Origin of the sequence: Methanomethylovorans sp. (assembly GCF_041305605.1) — an archaeon.
Classification (GTDB): Archaea; Halobacteriota; Methanosarcinia; order Methanosarcinales; family Methanosarcinaceae; genus Methanomethylovorans.
Window position 1 is genome coordinate 1 of sequence record NZ_JBFYLB010000066.1, and the last position, 24,539, is coordinate 24,539.

Here is a 24,539-nt window from a genome sequence, read left to right on the forward strand (position 1 = left end):
GATGCTTCTGAATATCCTCGTTCATACGTAGTTGTGAATCAACCTGTATCCTTAGTAAGGCAAAATGGAAAACATTCTCATCCTTAAGCTGCATGGAATAGAACGTCTCAAGAAAATAAGGTAATAGATAAGGATTATCTATCACACTGCATAGAAGAAGCAACTCTTCAGGTATCGAGTCGGGATCTTTGAGTACCGAGTGTCCCGTGATGATCTTCAAGGTATCCAGAGAATATTCATTCTCTGCCACGAGTACTTTTCCTGCTATAGACATCACATACCTCTTTGATCGGATTTATAATGCAAATCATGTTTGAGATAATAATCTTTGTTCTATTATCTCTTTGCATTTGCATAGATCTTCGGCACGATTTATATTCAATGCAAATGCGGTTTCCTGACTTACCAGACTCTCGTACTCCTGTTCCTGTTCAATATTGTTGCCATCTATGATATTAACACCACTGGGTACTATCAATTCTCCAGCCCAATTAAAAACCGTATCTGGCCTTACTGAAAGTCCTTTGCAAACAGAAAGAGGGGAGAACACGGACATTGCAGGTTTGCCACATTTATTATATTCTTCGATAACGTAATCAATATGTTTACCCCTAAGTAATGGCAGATCAGCCATAATGATCAGAACAGGGGCATTTATGGCTGCCTCTTTTACGGCATATATCATATCACCTACGTAATTACCTCCGCCGGTCATAATAGTCCTTACCTTCCCATTATATTTTTTCTGAAGGAAGCTCTGGGTCAGAGGAGTAGCAGGAGAAACCGCAACATATACCTTGCCTATACCGGAAGCCTCGTGCAAAGCATCTATAACATACGTTATCAATGGCTTGTTCAGCAAATTCACACATGGTTTTTCACCCATTCCAAGCCTACTCCCCAACCCTCCGGCCATAATTATAGCATCCATGGAATACCTCCGTTATGATAGCTCAATAATAATACGATCGTTAAAAGGGCAATAGTTCTTCCCACCTCATTGGAAGTGCCGATCACATCTCCATTCATCCCGCCAAAATGCCTGTTACTGATGTTCAATACGACAAAAGCTGAAATGATAGCAGTTGTAAGAGCAATAACTCCTCCATACCAAAGTCCGAAAGGTAGCAGGGCAAGAGAACATATTATCACTGAACCTAATAGTCCAACAACATACTTCGGTAGTGTTGTATTCTGCACCAGGATAGACCCCAACCCTTCGTGTATAGACTTACCGAACGCTGCTATCGTCAGCATGCATTGCATTGCAGATACTTCAGCCACCAGCATGGAACAAAGTAATATTTTAGCAGCATATAACATGTCATTACCAGACAAGATAAGAGCTTCAGATTGAAGGGATGCTATGGATGAATAGAACGCCAGAATACCCATTGTACAAAACCCCACACCTCCTATGCCAAGTGCGACATCCTTAAGAGCACGGATCTTCTTTTCCACAGATCCGTGAGCAGTCACACCATCACCAAAATCTGCAAGGCCATCAAGATGGTTAAGACCTGTAAGATAGTATACAAAGACAACGATCAGTATAGCGCTTATCTGCTGTGGCAATGTCATCATGGCTAAGAAAGCAAATGCTCCCATAAGTAGCCCCAAAATAGCCCCTACAAGGATATGCAAATAAGTTCTCTTGAAAAACTCATCCAGACCTTCCATTGTCAGCCCGACAGGAATCGTGGAGAGAAAACCAAAGCTCGAACGTACTGCCAGAAGGAAATTGTTCATCCTGCGATCACACCAGCATTGTCACTACTTTTGTTCTTTTTCTCGCTTCCTTTTTCTTTCTTAAGACCGGACTTGGCCATGCTCCTGGTATACATGCTTGCAGAGACACCACCAATAAGCCCTCCGATGACATCGTCCATAAAAGGACCTAGCTTTGAAAGAATACCTGGTTTTTGCTTATCGAACCGTACAAACTCAAAAGTGCCCTTATCACCACTGATGTACCTGGAAATACTCATCCCGATAACTTCGTCAGCGATTATGAACGTAAGATCTCTTTCATAGGATTTCCTGCTGATGTTCGGAAGATGACCGTTGCGTCCTTCTTTTTCCAGGAGTATTCCAGCGTATATGAGAAGACATAGGTTCGGGTCGGACAGAGCTAGATCCAGTTCCCCCAGAAACACCTCTTCTGCCTTTTCCCTTGTCTCTATTCCAGGATGAGGCACATAGAGCTCCAGTGCCGTGTCAACAAGCATTTGCACAGTGATTCCCTCTTCTTCCAGTATATCTCTTATATCCAGAGGAACATCACCTTCCAATTCCTTCGACTGATCCTTTTTCATATCATTGCTTTTGATATCTGATAATTTCATATTCATCACTTTGGTCAGACCTTAATAAAATACATAGAAACGATTCATGATAATGAATAGCATGGAAGCACACATCAGCACAGAGATCACAGAAGAGCTCAGGACAAGATTGCGTGCCAGTTTAATGTGAAAGAACTGCGGATAGGGATTTCTTGTACCCAGCACATACACATTGGGTTTCTCAAGACGGATCCTCATGGCTCCTGCAAAAGCTGCCATCGGATAGCCGGAGTTTGGAGATGGGGTCTTAGTTCCATCCTCTATCGCAAGCTTAACGGCACTTATGGGATCAAGTGATCTTGAAAATGCTGGTACCAGGCGTAAGAGAGTAGAGGCTATGAATATAGGTACCAGTGCCAATCTGGCAGGGATCCAGTTCAACACATCATCAGACCTTGCAGAGAACCAGCCAAGCTTCAAGTATTGAAGATCTTTGTAACCCACCATGGAGTCAAGAGTGCTTGTTGCTTTGAATACGTATGCAGCGATTATCCCGAATGGCCCGAACAAAGCAAAGTAGAACAACGGTGAAAGGATACCATCAACAAAGTTCTCTGATGATGTTTCTATCACGGCCGATGATACCTGCTCCTGTGTTAGTTTTGAAGTGTTCCTGCTCACATACATGGAGAGTTTCTTCCTTGCTCCGTCCAGATTTCCTGCAGCAAGTTGTCCATACACTTCTTTACCAGCATCCATCAGGCAACGCACAGCAAAAGTGATCTTAAGGAACCAGGCTGCCACCAGGTATCTGATAACTGCAGGTATGCTTTCGGTATCCATTATCAAAGTAGCAACAATGCCTATAAGGGCAGCGAAAAGAATACAGCACAATGCCATGAAGATACCATAAAGCCTTCTGTTCTTGGAAGGTGCTCTGTGCTTGAAAAATGATATAAGATTACCTATCCATACAACAGGATGTATGGCAAAAGGTGGCTCTCCTAATACCAGATCAATGATAAACGCCAGGAATAATACAGCAATTAGATCAAATGCGCTTATTGTGAAGAACATAATTGAGGCTCCATGACCTTTTCCCACGCTTTCTTAAGAGCTTCTTCAGTGCAGCCCTCAGCAGTAAGCACAGCGAGCATCTTTTCTACAACATCTGGTTCATGCACGATCCTGCACTCAAGACAGCTCCATACATCATTACCACTTGAACCGGTTATCCACTTGCCATCCGTACGCTCATCCTGACACGGATAGAAGGGACAGAAACAGAAAGTGCAATCCTGTCCCTCATAATGGCATGGATAGTAATTACATTCCCTGTTGCTTCCCAGAGACCCTTTGTCCCGGGCCTTTGCAAGGTTGCGCTCCAGATAAAGGATTGCCTGCTCTTTTCCCCATTCCTGAATGACCTGTCTTATACAGTCCACTATCCGCTGATTTTCCTCTCTTGTACGTACAGCTATGCGTATATGATGTCCTCCAAGGTCCTGGAAAGAGCTGCAATCCCTTATTAGAACACCATGTGCCGCCATTCTTTCGGTTAATTCTGTGGAGTCCATGGACAGATCGCTTATGTCCACATAAATATAATTCACCGTGCTTTCAAGCGGCTTGAATCCGCGGCGTTCCAGCCTCTGCATGAGGAACTCCCGTTCTCTGGCGATCATTTCCCTGGATTCCAGAAGATATCGGCTGTAGCACCCACCTTCCATATTCATGAGAACAGTGCTTACTTCTTCTGCCACACATCCCAGGTTCCAGGAAAGCCTTGCATTATTGAGCAATGTTGCCATCTTTACAGAGGCGACCCCAAAGCCCATTCTGATGCCAGGAATGGCAAAAGCCTTGGTAAGGGAACGCTGGATAAACAGGTGATCATTGGATTCCACCAGATCCACAATAGTCTGTGAGGGATCTGCCAGTTCTATAAAGGCTTCATCAACGAACAGGATAACCTCATTTTCCCGGCATTTGTCAATGAGCCCCAGGAGTTCTTCCCGGGTGAATAACTTGCCGGTGGGATTATTGGGATTACATACGAAAAGAAGCCTGGCACCCTGCAAGATATCCGTTGGCACATCCGGAAGCATTTCCTGTTTTATATATCGGATCTCAGCTCCGAATATACTGCACTGCTGTTCATATTCGCTGAAAGTAGGTGATGGAATAAGTACTATGTCTCCTTTTTCTATAACAGTCTCTGCCACCAGCCGGATTATTTCTGAGGAACCGTTACCTGGAATAATATTTTCTGCTGTCATGCCCTTCCCTATAAAACTGGCAGCTGCGTTCCTGAACTCCGTGTAACGGTTATCCGGATACTGCTCCATCCTGTTAAGGGCGGTGCGTAATATACTGTCCATATCAAGCCCGGTGTATGGGTGATCAAAAGGAGTGCCGTATGGATTAAGACTGGCACTTGCATCCAATAGTTGGGATTCCGGTATGCCGTATTGCTGGGATGTTTTTCTCACCAGGCCTCCGTGTTTGCATGGCTGGACCTTTAGCAGATGTTCTCTGACCGGGATAAATTTTGTTTGTCTTGACACAGTTATCGTCTTTTTTTTAGATAACAGGACCTATATTAAGTTATTTAATTAAGTTTACTGCAATTAAATTAAACTTGTGTAAAGCTTCAGCTCCACTATTTACATGTTCCAAAAAGATAACATAAATTATAGCAAAGGCTTTATTATTTTATCCCATGCTTTTTTTATGTTATCTTCAGTGTCCCCGTCTTCCATGAGTAGATCAAGTATTTGACGAGATAAGGTGGACTGATGTATATAGGTACAGTTCTCGCAACTCCATACTTTATTACCGCTTGAGCCGGTTATCCACTTGCCTCCGGTACGCTCATCCTCACAGGCATAGAAAGGGCAAAAGCAGAAAGTGCAATCCTGTCCCTTGAAATGACAAGGATAATATTGGCATGTACCCCTGCTGGCCGGGGCGGACCCCGCCACAGCGCTTTCAATGGTAACTTCCAGCCTTTCTCTCGCATCCTCTTTGCTTGTTTCAGTAAGAACCTCACCTATAGCTTTCAGAAGTATATCATTATCTTCCTGTGAACGCAGACCGATCCTGACAAACTGTTTCTCTGCCTGGAAGAAGGAACTACAGTCCCTTATAAGAAAACCTTTTGATGCCAGATTTCCTACAAGCGTGCCAGAGTCCATGAAAAGGTCCTTGAGGTCCACCAGAAGATAATTCGCATCAGATGGCTGAGGGGAAAAACCATATATCCGCCCTATACGGTTGATCAGATAATTGCGCTGAGACTGTACAAGCTCCCTGGAATCTTTGAGGTATCCGGAGTTGACACCACCTTCCATATTGAGCACAGCCGTACATAATACGTCTGAAAAAGCATCAATACTCCATGGAAGTCGAGCATTGTTAAGGAACTGCGTCAAATTCTCGGAAACTATGGCGTATGCAGCTTTAAGTCCCGGAATTGCAAATGCATTAGCAATGGAACGAACGATCACAATAAAATCATTATCGAAAATATGTCCCGCAAGGGTTTGGGATGGATCACACAATTCAATACAGGATTCATCCACAATGAGCAGGGTCCTGTGTTCCGCACACCTCTCCGCAAAAAGCCTTAATTCCTTTCTGGAAATAAGGCGACCTCCCGGATTACCGGGATTGGGTAACAGCACCACCCTGGCACATGATAACACATCGTCTTCTGCCAACAGTAGTTCATGAGGGGGAAGAGGAATGACACGTGCCCCAAATAACATAGAATACCGGGCATACTCCGGAGGAGCGGGGAATGGTGTAAGTATTATATCTCCCTTTTCAAGAGTACAACCCAAAACCAGTCTTATGATCTCACATATTCCGCTGCCTGTTACGATGTTAGCAGATGTTAGACCTTTTCCTACAAAGAGTGCTGCAGCATTTCTTAATTCCAGATATCGGTTATCCGGATATTGGCCTATCTGGCCCTTGGACTTATTTATCAGATCATTAAGATCCAAAATATCATTCTGATACTGGAAAACAGAACCCATGGGATTCAGGCGTGTACTAAAATCAATTCTATTTGTTTTTTGATCATCCGTTATTGCACGGAATTTATCTTGAAGAGCATCATGATGGTACTGAGCTGTTAAATTTGCATTTTCGTTAAGAATCGCTCTTTTGTCCTTCATGTCTGACCTCACCTTGTCACTTATGCACACCTGATATAATTAAGTTTTTATCTTTGCTTCCGCTAAAACTATATACCAGTAGCAGAAGCAATTATAGATATCAACTAGAATATTTTGTGTCTGAACTTGTTTAAAGGATAGGTAAATATGGCAGATGTAATCGACTATAAGATTATCGGAAATGATATGCAACTTGTAGAAATAGAGCTGGATCCCAAGGAAAGCGTAAGAGCCGAAGCAGGCGCCATGATGTACATGGGACCAGGTATAAAAATGGAAACATCTACCGGTGGAGGCTTATTGAAGGGCCTTAAACGAGCTATCACAGGAGAGAGTTTTTTTATTACCAATTTCATTCACGAAGGAGAAGGCAAAGGCTATGTAGCGTTCGGAGCTCCTTACCCGGGAAAGATCATTTGCCTTGACCTTGCCCAACTGGGAGGGGGATTTATCTGCCAGAAAGATTCGTTCCTCTGTGCTGCAAAGGGAATAGAAGTTGAGCTTACTTTTACGAAGAAACTTGGAGCAGGACTTTTCGGCGGCGAGGGTTTTATTCTGCAGAAGTTAAGAGGTGATGGCCTGGCTTTTGTACATGCAGGTGGCACCATAATAGAAAGGGACCTTAAAGCGGGAGAAGTGATAAGAGTTGATACCGGCTGTATATGCGCCTTTGCAGAAAGTGTTGATTACGATATAGGATTTGTCGGTGGATTCAAAAACGCACTTTTCGGAGGAGAAGGTGTGGTACTTGCAACTCTCCGTGGTCCCGGAAAAGTATTCCTGCAGAGCCTCCCATTCTCCAGGCTTGCTGACAGAATAATGGCAGCAGCAAGATACCAGAACCGCGATGAATCAAGTGGTGTAGGGGGAATAGGTGGTAAAGTAATTGGCGGAATGCTGGGAGGCGACAGATCCTTCTGATGAAAATTTAAGAGATATATAATTGACTTATAGGCAAATTTAGATAAAGAGGTGCATCGGGAGTGAGAATTTTCGCAATTGCTGACCCTCATGGAAACTATTCGAAGATAAAGGGTCTTCTGGAAAAAGCAGGTAAGATAGATCTTGCTCTTGTGGCAGGAGATATTACTAACTTTGGTCCCGATGAGAAGGCATTGGAGCTTTTCGAACTTTTCGATGTACCTGTGCTGGCAGTGCCCGGGAACTGCGATCATCCGTCTATACTTAAAGTGCTTGACAATTCTAAAGCAGTGAACCTTCACCAAAAGTCCTATACAATAGATGATACGGTATTCATAGGTTCAGGGGGGTCCAATCCCACTCCGTTCTGCACACCTTTCGAGATTCCGGAATGTGACATTGGATCTGGGCTCGAAGAAATGATGAAGGCCGCAGAAAATGACAACATGAAAATAGTATTACTCACTCATGCTCCCCCTTATGGTGTTCTGGATGAGATCCCATCCGGACATGTGGGTTGTACATCTTTCTCAGCTTTCATCGGAAGAGCGGAACTCATTGTATGCGGACATATACACGAAGCCAGAGGGATAGTAAGAACAAAAGGTACCGTAGTTGTAAACCCCGGCATGGCAGCTTCCGGGTACGCTGCTCTTATAGAAATGAATGAGGATAGCCATAGACATATGATCGAAGTTCAACTTCTTCATTTTTGAAGTGAAAGTTTATTAGGTAGAGGCTTTTAATGTATAAACAGGTGATAGGGATGAAAGTAAAAGTTTTCGTTTTGTTATTTGTGCTGTCTGCTGTCGTATTGTCCGGTTGTACCGGTGATAGGACAACAGATGGTGATGTTAATACAACAGATACTGTTAATGATGCAGGTCCTGATAATGTCACTACAGATAATGCAAGTAATGCTTCCTTGAATGAAACCGAACAAAACGGTACTATAACTGCAGAAGAGCAGCCAACGGTAGATGTGCCTGATGAAGATACCACGACCGAAGGGCCACAGGTAATAGACACCGGAGTACCGCGCACTTATACCGTACGCCTTGAAAAATTCCTCTCATCTCCAAATACCCTTGTAATAGCACCTGAAGATACTGTGTTCTGGATCAATTTTAATGACCCTATTAGAGCATTTACTATTGTGAGCGAAAATGGTCTTTGGGAGAACCGATCGATAGGTTATAGGCAATCATTCGGCTACACTTTTAATGAAACCGGGACATATAATTACAGTATTCTGGGTAACCCCAGGATGAGTGGGACCATTATAGTTAAATAATAACAGTCATTCGATTGGGACCGATGAAGACCAGGACTATTTTAGAAGGTTGTACCCGGGCATTGGTCCCCATGGTCCCGGATGATCAGCCGCTTTCCATCTCTTCTGCAAGTGTTTTTTATAATAAGGAAATGGAACTGAATCGTGACCTCTCAGTGGCATCTATTGCCGCTTATTCTGAGATCATAGCATCTCGCAAACATCTGGACCTGTTAGATATTACCTATGTGGATGCGCTTTCGGCTTCTGGCATTCGCGGACTTCGGATCGCAAAGGAGATAGGACTCAATGTCACACTTAATGACTGGAGCGAAGAGGCATATACCCTGATAAGGGAAAATACAGAACTCAATGAGCTTACCGGTAAAGTGAGAATCTGCCTCGGGAATGCTAACGTACTGTTACATAAAGAACGGTATAACATAGTAGACATCGATCCTTTTGGGTCGCCAACTACCTACCTTGACGCTGCATCCAGTTCAGCCATAAATATGCTTGCCGTCACAGCTACGGATACTGCGCCCCTGTGTGGAGCACACTTGAATTCCGGGATCCGGAAATACGGTGCAGTACCTTTGAACATTGAATACCACAGTGAAATGGGGTTACGCATCCTGCTCGGAAGAATAGCAATAGACCTCGCAAGACACGAAAAAGCCATGCAGCCCATGTTCTGCCATGCGACCCGGCATTATGTCAGGGCATATCTTGAAGTGAAAAAAAGTGCTAACAGCACAGACAAATGCTTAAAGAATATGGGATTCATAGCACATTGTACTAAATGTACAAGTCGCTCGGTCCATTATGGACTTGCAGTGCATATACCTGAAAAATGTGAGATATGTGGGAACTACACAAATATTGCCGGCCCCCTGTGGCTTGGGCCTTTGCATGACAAAGATTTTTGTGACTCCGTACTAATACAACTATCTAAAAGAGAACTGGGAAAGAAAGAGCATGCTGCAAAAATAGTTGAGCTGTGCAAAAATGAACTGGACATACCAACTTTTTATGACCAGCATCTTCTGTCAAAACAAATGAGAATATCTGCCATACCCATGGAAGAACTGCTTAAGGAGTTAGTATCAAATGGGTTCAAGGCTTCAAGGACACACTTCAGCGGAACATCTTTCAAAACTAATGCAGGACTGGAGGGAATATTAGACACTCTGAGAAGATTTCGATAAATATAAATATCTTCACAGGGGTATGATTACATATAGTAATATACAATAAAATAGATAGAAATCTGTAGATAATTCTCTTCTAATTCACAGGACCGATCACATTAAGAGAGGGAAATTATGGCTAAAGAATATGCTGAGCAACTATTCCTTCAGGAAAAACCTACATTGGCACTCCTTGCCATCTGGTCCTTCCAGAAAACGTATGCTTCTGTAATTACTAAAGAGATCAATTCGACCTTTGCGCATACAACGAAGATTCTCTCAAAAATGGAAGAATATGGATTGGTAAAATTCACAATGGAAGGAAGGGTTAAATATGTGGAACTTACAGAATCAGGTTTTAAGGTAGTAGAAGCACTCAAAGATCTCATCATTGCACTGGAGGGTGAGCTGCCTGAAGGAATGATCCAAGCAGAGGATGAAAGTAACGAAGATCCGACTGGTAACAGGAACGGAGTTTTTGCCAATGATCATGAGCAGGACATATATGAGAAGATCAAAAGGCTGAACGATACTATCGTCTCAATTTACAACGAACTGATCACCAGTAGAGCTGATACGGAAACCGTTATAAGGAGACTGGGACCTTTCAAGAGGGACCTCAAAAAGATCGAGAACATCATGCAGGAATATCACGTGACCGACGATGTTACACTTGAGTATTTCAGTGAGACAAAAGATCTTCTTGAGTCACTTATAAACCAGTAAGAGATAATAAGACATGAAGAAGATCACATTATGCATAAAGATCTATGGGAACGAAAATAAAACTATAGATGCAATTTCTGTCACTATTGCAAATGAACTGAAAGAACTGGCTGCAAAGGTCCTGATCACTGTTTCCAGCGATAGATGGACGATCGCTGAAATCGAAGGGGAAGATGAGGAATTCGCAAGCAACCTTCTCATAAGACAATATGGAACTCCCACATCCAGTCCGGATGAAGGGACAATATACAAAGGGTTTATCGACTCAATTGAAGAAGACAGGCTCATTGTGGATATAGGCACAAAAATAACCATATTACCTGAGAACATGAAAAATCTGGGAGCGGGGAGTGCCAGACAAATATCATTGCGTTTTGGCATGATAAGATATCTGCCTGTAGAAGTAGAGATCATAAGCAACAAACCCCAAATACAAGGTAAGTTCAGTAAAGATCAGGCAGACACCTGGTGGCAATGGAAAAAGGCCGGGTATGACAGGGTGACAGCAAATGCCATCACCAGGTCAGAGCTTAAAGCTGCAGTAAAAAGAACCGGGCATGCAAGAGATATATACGGCATAGAAAGACTTGGGATAATGGAACATGCTATCGTTTGCAGGGAAACTACGGACGGACCTGGTATCGTTGCAGCCATTGGAAGGTTCATACCTTCTGAACTTGGAGTGATAATAGGTTCTTCCTGAGAGCCGATATCACTTATTCAGGAAATGAACAACAAAAAGGCATCTTTCCTTTCCATTACCACAGCATTCTATTTCCTGCACACAACAAGTAATATTAAGTGAGTGTACGATCGTTCCTTCGATGATGCCTTCCGTAAAAGAACATAAGTTCTTTCCTATAGTGGATATAAGTTTATAATCAAAGCATTTCTCTACTGCTATTATCAAAGGCTCACGGCTTTCCAGATACATGGTACCCATTTGATACCTTTTCCAGAATGTAGCCAATTCCTGCACAAGAACTTCAATATCCTTTGAAACGAAATTCAAGGATATGCTTATACCAATATCCCTGCCTATCTTTCTCATAATAGGATCGCTGTTTATTCCATGAGCATCAAACCCAAATTGTATAGCACGGAAAAAACATTTGAAACAACCATGCTTCTCGAGCTGTGGAGAAGCTAACGTATCCAGAACATTTTTATAGTGCTTAAGAATAGGGGGTTGGGAATGAGCCATGTGCTCGCATTTGAGGTAGTAGGTCTTGCGACGTTTATCATCCTGGTCGCATTCTTCTTCTACAAGACCGGAAGACCGCAGGTCATTAAGATGCACTGAGACTGTGGATTTGGCTTTTCCTGTATGTTTCACTATCTCATCAAAGGAACGCGAAGAACCATTTAAAAAATCCAGTATCTGGATCTTTACAGGACTATTTAATGCGACAAAACCATGGCCATTCGAAAAAAGAGCAGTTCGGTCGCAATCGTTCATATTACATTAAATAACAATAGCTCTATATAAACGTTCGCTGATAGCCGAATAGATGTATAAGATGACTAGCCACATAAGTATAGATCATACAATTTATCATGGTTACTGATATGCAAATTCAACAAAATCTCACTGTTTGCGTACCTATTGAAAAGGCAGAGACTATAAGGACTTGGCTGTTGGATAGCAAAGTTCTGGACATGGACCGAAAGATCAAGAAGACCACAGAAAACGGAAAAAAATATCTGCTATTGCCTGTAACAAAAATAATTCCAGGGTATATATGCCTTAAAGACGATAAGCCTGAGTTCTACACGTCTCAAAAGTCCCTAAAAGAGCTTCTTCTCGAAGAAATGCCCATACGGGAGATTGCAAAAATACCCTCAAGCTGGCAGGTGATCGGGACGGTCATTGTAATAACCATACCAGAAGAGCTCAATGACAGAACCACACTCATCGGCCAAAAGCTGCTGCAAATGTACCCAAGGTGTACCTGTGTTGTAAGGGACAAAGGTATTCAGGGAGCTTTCAGACTCCCAATAAGAGAGATCATAGCGGGCCACGATACTGAAACTATACACAAGGAGAACGGCTGCGTTTTCAAACTTGATGTTACAAAAGTGATGTTCTCAAAAGGCAACCTGGCTGAAAAAAAGTTAATGAGCTTATCTGCACATAATGAGGTGGTAGTCGATATGTTTGCAGGCATCGGTTATTTTTCTATACCCATGGCAGTGCATTCCTCGCCGAAAAAGGTTATATCCGTCGAGCTAAACCCGGTATCCTTTGGTTATCTTCAGGAAAACATTCATCTGAACCATGTGGAAGATCTGGTAGAACCCATACTTGGCGACTGTGCTGTTGTTACACCGGAAGGTGTGGCTGACAGGGTCATCATGGGTTACGTGGGAACCACTCATCATTATCTGTTAAATGGAATAAAGACCCTGAAACCGGAAGGTGGCATGCTGCATTACCATGAGACTGTGCCTGAAAAGCTTCTGTTGCAGAGGCCTGTAAACCGAATAAGGGAGGCTGCCCTGCAACTTGGAAAAATGATCGAGATCATCGAAGTCAGACGTATAAAAAAATATTCACCCGGAGTATGGCATGTGGTCATCGATGCGAAGATCACATGATAGTTACGTACACAAGTTACTTTTTATGCTCGGAGGTAGTTGTCAAGGTCAGAGTCGATGATGTAATCAAAATCAATGATATCTGTCCATCTTTCCCTTTCGAAGACGGATTGAAAACATACACCTATAACAAGCTTTTTGTCTGATATTGAAGGTAACTCGTCCAGAAAAGCCTTTATTTCAACAGGTGTGGAACCGATCTTTGGCATAGCAAGTCCTCCGAGAAGGACAACAGTATCAGCCTCGGGTACTACACTCTCACCAAGCTGCATGCCCTGGGAAACAGCAATGATCGATCTTGCACCCTTTGAATCAGTATTCGGTATGAATGTCATGTTTTTACCGCTCCCTCTCAGCCCATACGCAAGAAGTTCGGCAAAAGGAGTACAAAATCCCGGAGACCCCATAAAAACTATGCTTTCGGACCCTTTTACCAGTTCCCTGAAAGCAGCTAACTGGCCACCGATGCCTTTGGATGTACTTACGAGTTTCATATTAATCTCCAAAAAAGGTACAACCATTAGGTTGCACCTGAAATTGAAGCGATCAGACTTCCTTTATTCCAAAAGAATCAAGCAGAATACCAGGATTGATGCGACCGCTCGTAAATGACTTCTTTGCCTTCTTGTCATTTATTGTGATCTTTGCAGGAGCGAACATACCTGCATCAACCTTGAAGAAGTCAAAGCCTGCTTCCTTAAATGTGGTAAAGAATGGTTTACCAAAGTCCCTTGATGTTGTGGAAGGGGCCTTCTTGACAAACTCAGCCAGCTTCTCAGCATCTCCATACTCTACGGTGTAATAGGTCTCACCACAGTAAATGATGCAGTCGTTGGTAGAGCCCATGCACTTGGTATCGTCACCCACTATAGGTGCAATGGGAGCTACCCCGAAACCGCTCTTTATGGTGTTGATATCGAATCCTATGGACTCCAGTTTGTGTATACCGGTTTCTACGATCCTTGCAGATATCTGCACACTGCCCGCGATGGAAGCGGTAGGTGCAACAGCAATGTATACATTCTCAGCATCAACACTGCAGTGTTTTGCTATGTAGTCCACTACTTCTTCTGTAGGGAGTGCAGAGGATTCCATGACCAGGACCGCAAACTCGGAGTCATCTTTGTAACCAATTTCCTCATAAAGTTCTTTAGGTTTGAGGCCAAGGGCCCTTGCAGGACCTGATCCCATACCAAAATACTTTCCTACTGATATTCTCCAGCCAGCATACTGTGAACCCATGCATGCTATGACAGGATGATCGGTAGCTACCTGTATGGCAGGCACTGGCAGTCCGTTCAGATCGAACTTAGTGTAGCTGATGTCTGCAAGATCAGCAAGACACAGACGTGAAAGGTACAGACCTGCATCATAACCACCCTGCATCTTAACACCACAGTCAATGACCGTAGCCCCGTTTCCAAGCTCAAAGGACTGGACATTAAGTTCTTCTTCCCAGTCGAGCATCTCATCGATTATAGCTAATCCCTTTTCGTTGACACTGATCACAATATCACTCTGATCGTTAGTTAGTTAGTTGGCTCTGTTTTGATTGAAAAGCATATATAACTAGCGATTTAAAGTACACTGACCAGATCAATAAATATTTCAGAAATGAACTTATAAAATGTTAGATACATAATATTATTATAATTGTATATCTATATTTACTAAATAAATATCAGAACACTACCATGAATCACAAATGGTGCGAAAACACCCCTTCCTGCCTGGCAGAAAAACTTAAACCTGGTTATGAGGAACTTTTAAATGAACTGCCTGTAGGAATAATCTCATGTAAAACCGATGGAACCATCACTTCAGTAAACGATTTTCTTGTGAAACTGCTTGGTTCCCCTTCAGCAGATGCCACCAAACAAATCAATGTACTTACATTCCCACCTCTGGTGAAAGCAGGTGTATCGGCAGCTGTTCAGAAAGTGGTCGTTACAGGCAAAATTTCATTATTTGAAGCATCTTATAGATCAAGATGGAACAAGGATCTTTTTCTTCGTCTGAAGATAATACCTTGTAAGGACGAGTTTGAAAAGGTTATAGGTTGCCATGCTATTATTGAAGATATAACGACAACCGAAGAAAAAGAAATCGAGATCGAATATAAAACCAGAAAGGATGACCTGATCTCAGATATTTCCAGCAATTTCATTAATGCCAGTTTTAAGAATATAGATCATGAGATCTCCCGATCCCTTGAAAAACTGACAAAGTTCATAGGTGCTGAAAGGATAGTCATTTTCGAATTGATAGAACGCAATGAATTTTTAGTAAAAAGCCATGAATGGCATATAGAAGGCCAAGTATCTCACATAGGAATTAAAGAGAAGATCCCCGCTTACAAATTCATATCAAAGCAACTGCAGAACTTACAAACTGTTCGTATAAAAGACGTACAACAAATGAATGATGAAAACAGTCAGTTGCGCGACAGTCTTAAAGAAGTTGGTATTTTGTCAGTTGTCATGGTCCCTATGCTATACAAGGGAACTTTACGGGGTTTTATCGCAGTCGATTCAAAAACAGAGAAAAAAGAATGGGATGATAGCACTGTATACATGATAAAGCTCATCGGTGAAATGATCACCAATGTACTTGAAAGAAAAAATACGGAACAATTGCTGCTGCAGAAGGAAGCTGATTTTGAAAAAGTTGTCAACTCAATCGATACCGTTGTGTGGAAAGCTGATGTTGATATAAAGGGGAATTTCGTCAATACATATATCTCTGCTTCCGTGGACAAAATAGTGGGTATGCCGCAGGGTTCCATCGGAAATAACTGGAATAAATACCTGGATCACATCCACATTGACGACAGGCCAAAAGTTGCTGAAGCATTTCAAAGGGGTTTCCTTAACCCCGGCTATAGTATAAGTCTTGATTACAGGCTTGTGAGAGATGATGGAAATATTCTCTGGGTGAACTCTAATGGTATTGCCTATGCACTGGAAGATGGCATTTTACAAGTGTTTGGTAGCACTGTGAACATCACTGACCGTAAACGCCTCGAAGAATCATTGCTTGAAGCAAAGGTTGCTGCCGAAACTGCAAGTCGCACCAAGAGCGAATTCCTGGCCAATATGAGCCACGAACTGCGCACGCCCCTTAATTCTATAATCGGTTTTTCCGATGCTTTGATGGAAGGGTATTTCGGTGAACTGAATCCCAAACAGGTTCGGTATATACAGAATGTCTCAACTAGTGGCAGACACTTGCTCAATCTGATAAATGACATACTGGATATCTCCAAAGTGGAGGCAGGGAAAATGAAACTTTTCCCCGAATGCATCCATGTGGATTACTTACTTGAAGAAATGGTAGCTTTACTACAGCCTATTGCAGCAAAGAGGGAAATCAGGATAAATGTCATCAGGGATCCGAAACTTGAAACTCTATTGGCCGACAAGGCCAAGATAAAACAGATACTGTATAATCTTTTAGGAAATGCTATCAAATTTACACACGAGGGAGGATCAGTAACCATATATGCTCATATCAATAGTGACATGGCCAGATTTTCAATTATTGACACAGGCATAGGAATCGCACCTGAGGATATGAAAAAGCTGTTCAGGCCATTCACACAACTGGATGCCTCTGTTGCAAGAAGATATGAAGGTACTGGACTGGGACTTGCACTTGTCAAGGAACTTATAGAATTACATGGAGGATATATTTGGGTGGAAAGTGAAGTTGGAAAAGGAAGTAATTTTACATTCGAACTGCCTATATGTATCACTGAATAATCTTCTCTAAAAGTATCTTCATTGCATTCCGACTGCTTACAATCATTTATTGCTACTCCTGAATCTAAAATAGCATGTGGGTTATGGAATAAGTTTTAAAAACAAAATAATTGCTGACAAAAGATGGTTTGAATGCAAACATATATATGAAAGAGATTTTATACAAATAGTATATAGATCCATCATATAAACAGTGGGAGAATGCAAATGATGGAGGATTTTATATTAAAATATTTCCTTAACAAAACAGTGACAATATATTGTGGAGGTATTGCCACGTTTAAAGGCAAGATCAAACAATGCGAAAATGGTATTATCCATCTTGAGATAATCCAAGGCAGATACACATCAATAGCTATTGACAAGATCATTACTATTAACACATAGATTCTGATTGATCTATGACAAAATCCAGTTGTTGTTTTTCCACATTAAATATGATTAGTTTCTCCCAAAGAACGAGATGTAGGACATATTGGATATAAAGTACACAAATTTATATAAAAAAGATATGTTTCCTCTAAAATATGAAAGGATTTTATCAGAGCTGCCGGAAGAATCAAAAAATGGCATTAACCTTCTTGACGAGTTATCCGTAGGTATTCTCTCATTCGACGTTAACGGAAATATCACTGCCGTCAATAAATTTCTGCTCGAACTTCTAGGTTCCCCTTCGGCTGAAGATACAAAACAGGTCAATATGCTTACTTTTCCACCCCTGGTCGCATCAGGCATATCATCCAGCATTGAGAAAGCTATAAAAACTGGAAAGTTTTCTTTGATTGAAACACCATATCACTCCAGATGGAACAAAGAACTTTTTTTGCGTTTCAAGACAATACCTCGCCTGGACAATGATGGCCATGTCATCGGTTGCTATGCAATAGTCGAAGATGCTACGATAATAAAACAAACACGCAGAGAGCTGGAACAAAAGAAAAGACAAGAAGGTCTTTATTCCCTAATTTCCAGCAGCTTTATAAATAGCAGTTTTAAAGATATAGACACTCAAATTAATAAAGCACTTGAGCAAATTGCTGTTTTTACCGGTGCTGATCGTGTTACTATTTTTTCAGGAACTGATGATCCCAACTCTGTCATCAAAACCCATGAATGGCACACTGAAGGTATTGGATCACAGATTGGATTCAATCAAAAATTACCGATGCCAAACCTAATCAAGCAACTAAAAAATTCAAAAACTGTTTATATAGTTGACCCGGAACAACTAAGTGATGAAGAAATCAGATTAAAAGAAAAACTAAGGGAGCTGGGAATTTTCTCATTGATATTGGTCCCCATCTCCTTTAAAGGAAAATTCAGCGGATATATTGGAATTGATTGTAAGACACAGAAAAAAGAATGGGATCAAAGCACTTTCTATTTGTTAAAACTTGTAGGCGAGATAATCACCAATGTTCTTGAGCGCAAGAATACAGAAATTCTGCTGTTCCAAAAAGAGGAAGAATTCGATAATTTAGTTGCTGTACTGGATACTATCATCTGGAAAGCCGATGTTGATGAGAACGGGAACTTCATTAATACCTACATTTCTCCATCTGTTGATAGATTAATGGGATTGCCCCAGGGTACGATTGGAATCGATTGGAGCAAATATTTTTCGTATGTTCATCCCGATGATATACAACAAGTTTATGATACAATCAAATTTTCCTTGAACAATACAGGAACTAATTTCAACCACGACTATCGTTTGGTCAAAGATGACGGAAATATATTATGGATGAACTCCAATGGAACTGCTCATATTCAAAAAAATGGAACTATTCAGGTCTTTGGTGCCACTGCAAACATTACTGAACGAAAGCTTGCAGAAGAAGAGCTCAGCAAAAATGAAAAGAAGTACAGGTCACTTGTAGAACAATCCACTGATGCCATTTTCATAAACAAAATCAGCGATGGGAGGATACTGGATGTCAATAACAAAGCCTGCGAGATGTTAGGGTATACTAAAGAACACTTTCAGAAGATGTCGGTTGTTGACCTGCTGGTTCCTGAAAAAAAGGAAGTGGGTTTAAAAGTACTGAATTATCTTAGAATTGAAGGATCAGTACATGGAGAAACAAAGTATCTCACAGCCACTGGTAGTACTATTGATGTGGAGATCAGTGCTGCAATTCTTGAAGGGTATCATGATCTTGCCCAGGCCGTGGTAAGGAATATCACAGAGCGTAAGCAGGCCGAAGAAAAAATAGCCAGAAGTGAAAAGCAATACAAAGCTCTTTTTGAACAGTCCAATGATGCTATATTTATAATTGGACTTGATGGCCGGATACTGGACGTGAATAACAGAGCCTGCGAGATGCTGGGTTACACAAAAAAGAATATGAAGAAGATGATGGTCTCTAATCTGTTGCCTTTTGAACAGAGAGTTGTAGCTTTAGAAGCCTTGGAAAAAACTAAAAGGGAAGGTTCAATTCGCATAGAAGTGGAGCTTCAGAGATCGAATGGAAGTCGGATAGTGGCAGATGTAAGTGGCTCTATTCTTGATGCATATCCTAATACTATCCAGGCTATTGTCAGGGACGTTACTGACCGTAAAAGAATGGAAGAATCCTTACTTCATGCAAAAATTATTGCTGAGGCCGCAAGCCGTACTAAGAGTGAGTTCCTTGCCAACATGAGCCATGAACTGCGCACGCCCCTCAATTCTATAATTGGTTTTTCTGACGCTATGTTGGAAGGCCATTTTGGAGAGTTTAGCTCAAAACAGGATCGTTATCTTCAGAACATCTCGAACAGTGGCAAACACTTGCTCAACCTTATCAATGAGATACTGGACATATCTAAAGTAGAAGCCGGTAAGATGGAACTTTCTCCTGAGACGATCTACATTGAGCCACTGATGGCAGAAATGTTAGCTGCAATGCAGCCTCTTTCAATGAAAAAACAAATAGCTGTAAGTGTGGAAAAAGAAGAAAACACGAATATTTTAGTGGCTGATGAGGCAAAACTAAAACAGATCATATATAACTTGCTTGGAAACGCTATCAAGTTCACACCTGAAGGGGGAAAGGTCAATGTTCTTATAAGCATGGCGGAGAAAATGGTACGCTTTTCCGTTATTGACACTGGTATTGGCATATCTTCCGAGGATCAGAAGAAACTGTTCAAACCATTCACACAACTGGATTCAACTTACAGTCGCAAGTATCCGGGAACAGGTCTTGGGCTTGCCCTGGTCAAAGAACTGGTCGAATTGCACGGCGGCAAAATATGGGTGAAAAGCGAATTGGGGAAAGGAAGCAATTTTACCTTCGAGCTGCCTGCAAATGATAATGTGTAATTCTCATTTATAACTCATTTTTGACTTTTTATTGTATCAACATATCTCACCACATATATTTAAATACTATGACATAGTACATAGGAATCCGTCTAAATCCTAAAAACACCTCTAACTTTAAGAACTTCAAAAAGGGAGAGAAAAATATGAAAGATACATGGGAAAAAGTCTTCGAATATGCATCCGTACCCCTGCATGGGACCATGTCAAGGAAACTGAGGCCGGGAGTGCAGTTACAGATCAACGAAGGTAAAATATTCGATAGTGCTGTGCTCTTTTTAGGCGAATTCGTCCGTTTCACCGAAGAAAAGGACAGTGAAAGGATCAACACCTATTACGACTGGGAAAAAATTGAATCTATTCGTACATACAGTAAAAAAGACGATTGAACTGATACAGGAAACTACCTCCAAATGAGAAGATCGTCATCTGTCTCCGGGTGACGATCAACCTCAAAGTTATCGAACTACAATACACTATTTCTTTTGAAGTTTAGCAAAATCATTTCCATGTGATCCGGGACGCGTTTCTTCCGGGAATATTGTATACTTCATGTTTTGGATAACCGAACATCATTGCATACTGTACTGCATGGCCTTCTGGCAGTCCAAGTTCATCTATCAGAGCTTTACAGGATGTTACAGCTATTTTAAGGAAACCTCCCCAACATGCACCAATACCGAAAGCAGGAGCAACCAGCTCGAACCATGAAAGGGCAATGATACTGTCAGTATAAGCCATGGGGTTATCTGCCAAAGCATGTGCTATTGCCACATGTGGTGCGCCACGGCAAATAGGGTCTTTGCCATTGTCATAAGCTGCTATAAGGCCTTGCATAACAGGTCGCATAGGATTGGCAGTGTCCGAGCCAACGACCCCACGCATCCAATCAATAGTGATCCTGGTAAGCTTCTGCACTTTTGCCGTATCATGCACGATGAGCCAGTGCACAGGCTGGTTGTTAACTCCGGAAGGAGCATAACGTACAATATCCAGCATACTTTCGATCGTGGCCTTATCCACCGGCTCAGCCTTGTAGTTACGTATAGAGCGACGTTCCCTCATATAAAGGCCGAGCTGCTCAGGCGTGATATCCGGCAGTACAGCATCAGCAAGAACAGAATGCTCAGTATCGAACAGAGGAGAGATGGCATCTGTGGGACAAAATGCTTCACAATTACCACACTTTGCACAGACATATTCCATCTTATCAGGAATATAAGGCATGTTCACATCATCCCGGGAGATGATCCCCAATGGACATATTTCAACACATATACCGCAACGAGTGCAGTTTTCCGGATCAAATGACATTACGTTCATGAAGATAGAGCCTCAAATTAAGTGGACTATGTGCATGATAAATATTTGCCTGAAATATAGGAGAAAGCTGATAGAACTTAATCCTTAATCGAGCAAGGCCCTCCAGGCATCATGGATATGCATGGCCTGCATCCCCATTTCCTGAGGTGCAATGATATCGTTTTCCACCGTATCACCAATAGAAAGGACTTCCCCGGGCTTAAGATTCAGGCGGTCGAGAGCAATTTTGAATATGCGCGGATCAGGTTTTTTGTATCTCAGGTCCGAAGAAAAGATCACATGATCGAAAAACTCGTATAACCCCAAAAAACGTAACTCCTTTTCCGAAAATACACGCTGGCCATTGGAAACTAAACATTTCGGCACGTTATCATATTTATTTAGGATCGCAATACTTTCCCGGAAGGGGTGCAGCCTGCGCAATGAAGCCGAACGGAACACCTTTGAAGTCTCAATGCCCAGATACATTGTATCACTCTTCCATATTGCATTCTCACCGCAGATATCTGCAAATATCTCTTCCACCCTGATATCCGGATGTTGTTCTTTGGAAGCCTCCATTTTATCCCTGATCTTAGAATTATATTCAGATTTAAGAGAATCAGGGTCTATCTTCACGCCTTTGTACTTCAGCCATTTGCTCACAGTATCGTACGTGTAATAGTCATTTTCGTCTGTATCTATGTCTATAAGGGTACCGTAGCAATCAAAGATCATGCCTTTTATCTCAGAAATTTCAAACATTCAGCAGCCTCCTTTATCAGATACTCATGGTGCAGATAGTGCCTGTGCAGTCGTGCCGACCTCAAAAAACCCAGGCTCATGAAGAAAGGAATTACCTTTGTCGTTCTATGAAAATCATTTTCGTTTTTGCTGTAATGCCACAGGAAATGACCGATATAAGGCTCCGCAAGAACTCCTGAACCTTTATGCAGTTCAAAATGGTTCTTGAGTTCAGAACACATGATACCCAGATCCCTTGCATAGTGTGCATTATGCCAAGAACTTTCAAGATCCAGAATATAGGGAATTTCATTGTGGAACACATAATTAGACGGGGTTGCGTCCCGGTGGATCATGCAACCTTGCGCCTGGTCAAGAAGAGAACTGTACCACCATTTTCCAAGCAGCTCATTGAAAAGACTCCGTGTGGAATGATCAAGCTTGAGCTGGTCCAGCACGCTATGGAAATTAGCGAAATCCCTGGACTTGTCATAATAATCGTGTCGGGTGTTTTTATGGAGCCTATGCAGTGTATGCGCAACAGATGTCAGCCTGCCAAAGAGGTCCCGGTTGTGTGCCAGATACCAGGATAAAGACTTACCTGATACATATTCGGTCACCAGGGCACAATTGAAATCCTGGTGCATTGCTATAGGCGCCGGCACATTAATAATGGACTGAACTGCCCTGAGATTACTGTATTCCCTTACCATTGCCTCGTAAGCATTGTATCTCTTCAATTTTCCCGTAGGCTCCGCAAAGAATTTTGCAATAACACTGTATCGCTCTCCTTTGAACTTATATCTGCATACAGTGTGTGAGGAGGGACTATATTTAAAGACTTCTACATTACAGTATTTATTTTTTATCCTGTCTCCAAGTGTATATACAAGCCAATCCCTGAAAACGTCACCTGGACCTAATGTACTTACATGATGGTTCAAAACCGCGATCACCGCTCAACTTCTACATTAATTATAGTCTCTATATAGCTATATCTTTCTATCTGTGAATTATTAAGGGACCAATAGAGATACATCCAGTATTGTCACATTGAATATTCCCACCACGATCAAATAGCAAGCCATTGACTTATGGGAAGCTTGAGCACTGGGGAGCACGAGTTCATCTGTGGTTGTTTACACAACAGTACTATAAACCTGGATGGATATTGGAAGCAAAACAAGAAAAGAATACTAAAAATTGAAGGTAATCATGGGTACGCAAATAGGTTCGCTTCTTACAAAAAATCCGGTCACTTACGAGGAACTTGCAGGTAAAGTGATCGCTATAGATGCATACAATACCATTTACCAGTTCCTGAGCGCCATCAGGCAAAAAGATGGTTCATTGCTAACTGATGCATCAGGTAACCCTACTTCCCATCTTACAGGCCTGTTCTCAAGGACCAGTAAATTGAGGGATGCTAATATCAAACCTCTCTTCATATTTGATGGCAAACCACCACAAATGAAGATGGAGACACTGGAAAAACGCAAGGAGTGTAAAGAGAACGCAGCCCGCAATTATGAGGCCGCAAGGCAAGAAGGGAACCTTGAAGATATGAAGAAATTCGCTCAGGGAACTTCCCGTATAACACCGCAGATACTTGAAGAATCAAAAAAGCTCCTCGAACTTATGGGTATTCCCTGCGTACAGGCTGAATCGGAGGCAGAGGCTCAGGCAGCTTTCATGACATCTTGCGGAGATGCTGACATTGTGGGCTCACAGGACTACGATGCTTTTCTTTTCGGAGCAGAAAATGTTGTCCGCAATCTGGGTAGCACCGGTAAAAGAAAGGTCCCCGGCAAAGCTGCCTATATTTCAAAGATCCCTGAACATATTTCCCTTGCAGACTCCCTGGAGCACCTGGAGATCACCCGTGAACAGCTTATCGATATTGCCATCTGCATCGGCACAGATTTTAATGAAGGCATATATCGCGTTGGTGCAAAGACCGCGCTCAAGCTCATTCTTAAGCACAAGGATATCAGTACGATGCTCAGAGAGGAAAATAAAGACATCCGCGCATGTGTTCCGGTTGAGGAGATAAGGGATTTCTTCATGGACCCTCCGGTGACAACAGGTTATACTCTTAAGTGGAAAAAGCCAAGGTCAGAAGCATTGTTTGAATTTCTGGTTGAAGAACGTGGTTTTTCAGAAAAACAGGTCACAAAGAATACTGAGATCCTGGAGAACAGAACCAGCGATGAATGCCAGTCCTGCCTTGAAGATTGGTAAAAAGACC

General features: G+C 42.0%; 25 protein-coding genes. 12 read left to right on the plus strand and 13 right to left on the minus strand.

Translation table 11 applies throughout. The features are described from left to right. The 7 genes from ACCM36_RS04160 to ACCM36_RS04190 form a co-directional block, all read right to left on the minus strand. On the minus strand, window positions 1-274 hold a 274-nt coding region (locus ACCM36_RS04160), incomplete at its 3' end, for a hypothetical protein (RefSeq protein ID WP_370572476.1). Between the two features lie 33 nt (window positions 275-307). Then, window positions 308-931 (minus strand): NTP transferase domain-containing protein, encoded by a 624-nt coding sequence (locus tag ACCM36_RS04165; RefSeq protein ID WP_370572477.1) that lies wholly within the window; start codon window positions 929-931, stop codon window positions 308-310. Then, window positions 919-1,749: an adenosylcobinamide-GDP ribazoletransferase gene (gene cobS, locus ACCM36_RS04170; RefSeq protein ID WP_370572478.1), complete on the minus strand. Its 831-nt coding sequence runs from the start codon at window positions 1,747-1,749 to the stop codon at window positions 919-921. The genes ACCM36_RS04165 and cobS overlap by 13 nt, the downstream gene beginning before the upstream one ends. After that, window positions 1,746-2,345 (minus strand): alpha-ribazole phosphatase CobZ, encoded by a 600-nt coding sequence (gene cobZ / locus ACCM36_RS04175; protein ID WP_370572479.1) that lies wholly within the window; start codon window positions 2,343-2,345, stop codon window positions 1,746-1,748. The genes cobS and cobZ overlap by 4 nt, the downstream gene beginning before the upstream one ends. Window positions 2,346-2,366: 21 nt before the next feature. Next, a complete protein-coding gene (locus tag ACCM36_RS04180) occupies window positions 2,367-3,362 on the minus strand; it encodes a cobalamin biosynthesis protein (RefSeq protein WP_370572480.1) in 996 nt (331 codons plus the stop codon). After that, window positions 3,347-4,852: a threonine-phosphate decarboxylase CobD gene (gene cobD, locus ACCM36_RS04185; protein WP_370572481.1), complete on the minus strand. Its 1,506-nt coding sequence runs from the start codon at window positions 4,850-4,852 to the stop codon at window positions 3,347-3,349. Before cobD ends, ACCM36_RS04180 begins: the two co-directional genes overlap by 16 nt. Before the next feature lie 126 nt (window positions 4,853-4,978). Then, window positions 4,979-6,469 (minus strand): aminotransferase class I/II-fold pyridoxal phosphate-dependent enzyme, encoded by a 1,491-nt coding sequence (locus ACCM36_RS04190; RefSeq protein ID WP_370572482.1) that lies wholly within the window; start codon window positions 6,467-6,469, stop codon window positions 4,979-4,981. Window positions 6,470-6,616: 147 nt separating this feature from the next. Between ACCM36_RS04190 and ACCM36_RS04195 the strand changes: the two genes are divergently transcribed. From ACCM36_RS04195 to ACCM36_RS04220, 6 genes are all read left to right on the plus strand, one after another. Continuing rightward, window positions 6,617-7,390 (plus strand): TIGR00266 family protein, encoded by a 774-nt coding sequence (locus ACCM36_RS04195; RefSeq protein ID WP_370572483.1) that lies wholly within the window; start codon window positions 6,617-6,619, stop codon window positions 7,388-7,390. Window positions 7,391-7,452: 62 nt separating this feature from the next. Next, on the plus strand, window positions 7,453-8,106 hold the full coding sequence (locus ACCM36_RS04200; protein WP_370572484.1) for a metallophosphoesterase: 654 nt from the start codon (window positions 7,453-7,455) through the stop codon (window positions 8,104-8,106). Between the two features lie 50 nt (window positions 8,107-8,156). Continuing rightward, window positions 8,157-8,684 carry a hypothetical protein gene (locus ACCM36_RS04205; RefSeq protein WP_370572485.1) on the plus strand — a complete coding sequence of 176 codons (528 nt, stop codon included), beginning with the start codon at window positions 8,157-8,159 and terminating at the stop codon, window positions 8,682-8,684. A gap of 23 nt (window positions 8,685-8,707) precedes the next feature. Next, the gene (locus ACCM36_RS04210) at window positions 8,708-9,871 is read left to right on the plus strand and encodes a tRNA (guanine(10)-N(2))-dimethyltransferase (protein ID WP_370572486.1); all 1,164 of its coding nucleotides are present in this window, start codon (window positions 8,708-8,710) and stop codon (window positions 9,869-9,871) included. Window positions 9,872-9,988: 117 nt separating this feature from the next. Further along, window positions 9,989-10,579, plus strand: a complete 591-nt coding sequence (locus ACCM36_RS04215; RefSeq protein WP_370572487.1) for a MarR family transcriptional regulator — start codon at window positions 9,989-9,991, stop codon at window positions 10,577-10,579. A gap of 13 nt (window positions 10,580-10,592) precedes the next feature. Next, a complete protein-coding gene (locus tag ACCM36_RS04220; RefSeq protein WP_370572488.1) occupies window positions 10,593-11,282 on the plus strand; it encodes a DUF2110 family protein in 690 nt (229 codons plus the stop codon). 9 nt (window positions 11,283-11,291) lie between these two features. On the opposite strand, the gene ACCM36_RS04225 is transcribed toward ACCM36_RS04220, so the two are convergent. Further along, window positions 11,292-12,038, minus strand: coding sequence for an ArsR family transcriptional regulator (locus ACCM36_RS04225; protein ID WP_370572489.1), 747 nt, complete (start codon window positions 12,036-12,038; stop codon window positions 11,292-11,294). 110 nt (window positions 12,039-12,148) lie between these two features. On the opposite strand from ACCM36_RS04225, the gene ACCM36_RS04230 reads away from it, so the two are divergent. Next, window positions 12,149-13,177, plus strand: a complete 1,029-nt coding sequence (locus ACCM36_RS04230) for a class I SAM-dependent methyltransferase family protein (protein WP_370572490.1) — start codon at window positions 12,149-12,151, stop codon at window positions 13,175-13,177. Window positions 13,178-13,200: 23 nt separating this feature from the next. On the opposite strand, the gene ACCM36_RS04235 is transcribed toward ACCM36_RS04230, so the two are convergent. Both ACCM36_RS04235 and mch read right to left on the minus strand, forming a co-directional pair. Next, complete coding sequence (locus ACCM36_RS04235; RefSeq protein ID WP_370572491.1) at window positions 13,201-13,671, minus strand: DUF2124 family protein; 471 nt, start codon at window positions 13,669-13,671, stop codon at window positions 13,201-13,203. Window positions 13,672-13,723: 52 nt separating this feature from the next. Then, window positions 13,724-14,686 (minus strand): methenyltetrahydromethanopterin cyclohydrolase, encoded by a 963-nt coding sequence (gene mch / locus ACCM36_RS04240; RefSeq protein WP_370572492.1) that lies wholly within the window; start codon window positions 14,684-14,686, stop codon window positions 13,724-13,726. A 185-nt stretch (window positions 14,687-14,871) separates the two neighbouring features. On the opposite strand from mch, the gene ACCM36_RS04245 reads away from it, so the two are divergent. The 4 genes from ACCM36_RS04245 (at window position 14,872) to ACCM36_RS04260 (ending at window position 20,634) form a co-directional block, all read left to right on the plus strand. Further along, window positions 14,872-16,938 carry an ATP-binding protein gene (locus ACCM36_RS04245; protein WP_370572493.1) on the plus strand — a complete coding sequence of 689 codons (2,067 nt, stop codon included), beginning with the start codon at window positions 14,872-14,874 and terminating at the stop codon, window positions 16,936-16,938. A gap of 207 nt (window positions 16,939-17,145) precedes the next feature. Then, complete coding sequence (locus ACCM36_RS04250; protein ID WP_370572494.1) at window positions 17,146-17,325, plus strand: MM0924 family protein; 180 nt, start codon at window positions 17,146-17,148, stop codon at window positions 17,323-17,325. Between the two features lie 124 nt (window positions 17,326-17,449). Next, window positions 17,450-20,245: a PAS domain S-box protein gene (locus ACCM36_RS04255; protein WP_370572495.1), complete on the plus strand. Its 2,796-nt coding sequence runs from the start codon at window positions 17,450-17,452 to the stop codon at window positions 20,243-20,245. Between the two features lie 146 nt (window positions 20,246-20,391). Next, window positions 20,392-20,634: a hypothetical protein gene (locus ACCM36_RS04260; RefSeq protein WP_370572496.1), complete on the plus strand. Its 243-nt coding sequence runs from the start codon at window positions 20,392-20,394 to the stop codon at window positions 20,632-20,634. A 112-nt stretch (window positions 20,635-20,746) separates the two neighbouring features. Here ACCM36_RS04260 and ACCM36_RS04265 read toward each other — a convergent pair whose 3' ends face one another. The 3 genes from ACCM36_RS04265 to ACCM36_RS04275 all read right to left on the minus strand — a co-directional run bounded on the left by ACCM36_RS04265 (window position 20,747) and on the right by ACCM36_RS04275 (window position 23,235). Further along, the gene (locus ACCM36_RS04265) at window positions 20,747-21,568 is read right to left on the minus strand and encodes a nitroreductase family protein (RefSeq protein WP_370572497.1); all 822 of its coding nucleotides are present in this window, start codon (window positions 21,566-21,568) and stop codon (window positions 20,747-20,749) included. An 84-nt stretch (window positions 21,569-21,652) separates the two neighbouring features. Beyond that, window positions 21,653-22,312 (minus strand): HAD family hydrolase, encoded by a 660-nt coding sequence (locus ACCM36_RS04270; RefSeq protein WP_370572498.1) that lies wholly within the window; start codon window positions 22,310-22,312, stop codon window positions 21,653-21,655. Then, entirely contained in the window at window positions 22,291-23,235 is a 945-nt protein-coding gene (locus tag ACCM36_RS04275; RefSeq protein WP_370572499.1) for a phosphotransferase, read from the minus strand. The genes ACCM36_RS04270 and ACCM36_RS04275 overlap by 22 nt, the downstream gene beginning before the upstream one ends. A 271-nt stretch (window positions 23,236-23,506) precedes the next feature. Here ACCM36_RS04275 and fen point away from each other — a divergent pair, with 271 nt between their 5' ends. After that, window positions 23,507-24,532: a flap endonuclease-1 gene (gene fen / locus ACCM36_RS04280; RefSeq protein ID WP_370572500.1), complete on the plus strand. Its 1,026-nt coding sequence runs from the start codon at window positions 23,507-23,509 to the stop codon at window positions 24,530-24,532. Window positions 24,533-24,539 lie beyond the last annotated feature (7 nt).

Excerpts from the sequence above, each read along its gene's own strand:
- ACCM36_RS04165 (WP_370572477.1), bottom strand. The coding sequence starts at position 931 with ATGGATGCTATAATTATGGCCGGAGGGTTGGGGAGTAGGCTTGGAATG.
- cobS (WP_370572478.1), bottom strand. The coding sequence starts at position 1,749 with ATGAACAATTTCCTTCTGGCAGTACGTTCGAGCTTTGGTTTTCTCTCC.
- cobZ (WP_370572479.1), bottom strand. The coding sequence starts at position 2,345 with ATGAAATTATCAGATATCAAAAGCAATGATATGAAAAAGGATCAGTCG.
- ACCM36_RS04180 (WP_370572480.1), bottom strand. The coding sequence starts at position 3,362 with ATGTTCTTCACAATAAGCGCATTTGATCTAATTGCTGTATTATTCCTG.
- ACCM36_RS04190 (WP_370572482.1), bottom strand. The coding sequence starts at position 6,469 with ATGAAGGACAAAAGAGCGATTCTTAACGAAAATGCAAATTTAACAGCT.
- ACCM36_RS04195 (WP_370572483.1), top strand. The coding sequence starts at position 6,617 with ATGGCAGATGTAATCGACTATAAGATTATCGGAAATGATATGCAACTT.
- ACCM36_RS04205 (WP_370572485.1), top strand. The coding sequence starts at position 8,157 with ATGAAAGTAAAAGTTTTCGTTTTGTTATTTGTGCTGTCTGCTGTCGTA.
- ACCM36_RS04210 (WP_370572486.1), top strand. The coding sequence starts at position 8,708 with ATGAAGACCAGGACTATTTTAGAAGGTTGTACCCGGGCATTGGTCCCC.
- ACCM36_RS04215 (WP_370572487.1), top strand. The coding sequence starts at position 9,989 with ATGGCTAAAGAATATGCTGAGCAACTATTCCTTCAGGAAAAACCTACA.
- ACCM36_RS04220 (WP_370572488.1), top strand. The coding sequence starts at position 10,593 with ATGAAGAAGATCACATTATGCATAAAGATCTATGGGAACGAAAATAAA.
- ACCM36_RS04225 (WP_370572489.1), bottom strand. The coding sequence starts at position 12,038 with ATGAACGATTGCGACCGAACTGCTCTTTTTTCGAATGGCCATGGTTTT.
- ACCM36_RS04230 (WP_370572490.1), top strand. The coding sequence starts at position 12,149 with ATGCAAATTCAACAAAATCTCACTGTTTGCGTACCTATTGAAAAGGCA.
- ACCM36_RS04235 (WP_370572491.1), bottom strand. The coding sequence starts at position 13,671 with ATGAAACTCGTAAGTACATCCAAAGGCATCGGTGGCCAGTTAGCTGCT.
- ACCM36_RS04245 (WP_370572493.1), top strand. The coding sequence starts at position 14,872 with ATGAATCACAAATGGTGCGAAAACACCCCTTCCTGCCTGGCAGAAAAA.
- ACCM36_RS04250 (WP_370572494.1), top strand. The coding sequence starts at position 17,146 with ATGATGGAGGATTTTATATTAAAATATTTCCTTAACAAAACAGTGACA.
- ACCM36_RS04255 (WP_370572495.1), top strand. The coding sequence starts at position 17,450 with ATGTTTCCTCTAAAATATGAAAGGATTTTATCAGAGCTGCCGGAAGAA.
- ACCM36_RS04260 (WP_370572496.1), top strand. The coding sequence starts at position 20,392 with ATGAAAGATACATGGGAAAAAGTCTTCGAATATGCATCCGTACCCCTG.
- ACCM36_RS04265 (WP_370572497.1), bottom strand. The coding sequence starts at position 21,568 with ATGAACGTAATGTCATTTGATCCGGAAAACTGCACTCGTTGCGGTATA.
- ACCM36_RS04270 (WP_370572498.1), bottom strand. The coding sequence starts at position 22,312 with ATGTTTGAAATTTCTGAGATAAAAGGCATGATCTTTGATTGCTACGGT.
- fen (WP_370572500.1), top strand. The coding sequence starts at position 23,507 with ATGGGTACGCAAATAGGTTCGCTTCTTACAAAAAATCCGGTCACTTAC.